The sequence below is a fragment of the Brevibacillus laterosporus genome, assembly GCF_030489605.1.
Lineage (GTDB): Bacteria > Bacillota > Bacilli > Brevibacillales > Brevibacillaceae > Brevibacillus_B > Brevibacillus_B laterosporus_E.
The window spans coordinates 1-2,151 of sequence record NZ_JAUKFY010000051.1; the positions used below are offsets into that span (position 1 = coordinate 1).

Consider the following 2,151-nt stretch of genomic DNA (forward strand, 5'->3'; position numbering starts at 1 on the left):
CAGAAGCTGAAATACTTCTTTTTTTTCTGCCAGATTCATTCTCTGGTTGATTTTTTATGTCAGGAAGCAGCAGATTTCCCTCTGGAATAATTTCTTCCGTTCCGTTTGGAGTAATCCATGTAAGCTGTAAGCCAAATTCGTCAGCAGAAGAGGATTCTGGCTGATAAGTCATTTTTACTTTATAAAGCTTCCCTTTTTCTAGTTCGATTTTTTGCGTAGCGGAGGAGTGATCGATGACTTGTTGATCATCAATCCATAGCACGGTGTGGTCATTATCAGACGTGGAGAACGTATATTCACCTGATTCTTCTACCTTAATAAATCCTTTCCACATGGCAGATTGAAACTGTTGCAATTCCTCAGGCAACATTTCATCTAGTTGATCGCTGTCTATGTATAAATCTCCAGATTCAGAATTTGAAATCAGTGCGGTTTCTTTTAACTCTTTATCATTGAAATAGTAGCCCAATAAGCCTTTAAAATTCGCGTCTTGGTCGTTAATTATTTCTTTCTCGCTTGAAGCCGCATGTGATAGTTCTGGATAGGAGGTGAATGAACCCAGGAGTGCGGTAGCTAATAAACACTTATACATTTTAGGTAACTTCATCGTATCAACTCTTTTCTAGATGTAATGTGTAGATGTAATGAAATCTTACCAATTTTATACTTGGAATAAATTCCATTATTTTTTATAACAATACTTTATCATTCGTTTTTTTGTTCATTAAATAGCAGAAAGTTCCTTAATCAAAGCAACTTTCTGCTATTTACAAACCATTTATACTTGTGATTTCGACACAACGTATGCGAATCACCAGATCGTTTTGCGCTGGGTGGAAGATTAATGACAGGCACAATCGAATGAACACCGATCAAAGACGTTCGTTTATTTCGCTGTTCTGTTGCTTTGAAAGCTGGGAGTTGGTAACCCTTTGTTAGTATGCGGGTTGGCCCCCCTTTGATATTTATATGCTAGGGTTGCGCAATACATTTGAGCCATGTAGGAACCAGTGTATAACGGTAATGTGCTATAACTCGATACAATTATCCCCTCTTTTTGATAAACCAGAATAATGGTCAGAAATCATTGCATACGTAGGAATCTACCTACTCTATCAATCTCCAATGTTCTAAAGTTCGATTGTGAAGTAAAAATATCATCTGCTATCACATAATCCAGGATATAAATTTATTAGAATGATCTAAGAATCTATATAATCGAGATTACTTTTTCTGAGCTACCCCATTAACTCCCAAACCGGCACAATCAGCGACCCTTCTTCATTTTGACCTCACTTTAATCAATATAACGATTGTTTGAATATTAATTATATCCTATAATTAAAACAATCAAATAAACGTTTGAATATAGAGGTGAGATATGAACAACTTATGGAACAAAATCATTTATAAAGTAAGTGCACCTTTTTATGACGTTTTTTTTAACTCCGGTATCTTTCTGAAAGCAAGAAAAAAGGTATTTAAAGACCTCGTCTTACACAAAAAGCAACATATTCTATTTGTTGGTATCGGTACAGGAGCTGACTTGTGCTTTTTTACTGAACAGGGAATTCAAATAACTGCCATTGATATATCTCCTTCAATGCTTTCCCGAGCCAAAGAAAAAACAAACAAAAAAATGAATATTCAATTTTTAGAAATGGATGCCCAACACTTAGCATTCTCTGACCAATCATTTGATATGGTTGTAGCCAACCTTATTCTTTCTGTTGTTCCTGATGCAAATCAATGTATGAAAGAGATTATACGGGTAACCAAAGAGTCTGGTACGATCATCATTTTTGATAAATTTGAATCTAAAAATAAAAAGCTCTCTTTAAAGAAAAGACTGCTCCGTCCAGTTATCTCTTTATTCGGCACTGATATTGGACGTAACTTTGAAGTAATTGTTAAGCCGTACAATGATCAGATCATAGTACAAGGAGATATCCCGATATTATTTAGGGATATGTACAGAAAAATTACCCTGCAAAAGATAAACTGAGCTCATTCCTTTTTACAGAGGGAAAGCTACTATTTGGTCAGATAGCTTTATGAAAATGACGCTACGACATTTCGAAGTAGTTACAGAGCAGGTGTTCCACAAATCTATTTTTACAAAAGAAAGCCCTCTACCGAAAGGTAAAGGGC

At 35.4% G+C, this 2,151-nt stretch carries 2 protein-coding genes; one reads left to right on the forward strand and one right to left on the reverse strand.

The features are described from left to right. Nucleotides 1–607: PA14 domain-containing protein (locus tag QZ995_RS23540; RefSeq protein ID WP_301812363.1), on the reverse strand; the 607-nt coding region annotated here is incomplete at its 3' end. A gap of 774 nt (nucleotides 608–1,381) precedes the next feature. Between QZ995_RS23540 and QZ995_RS23545 the strand changes: the two genes are divergently transcribed. Continuing rightward, entirely contained in the window at nucleotides 1,382–2,005 is a 624-nt protein-coding gene (locus QZ995_RS23545) for a class I SAM-dependent methyltransferase (RefSeq protein ID WP_301812364.1), read from the forward strand. Nucleotides 2,006–2,151: the final 146 nt, after the last annotated feature.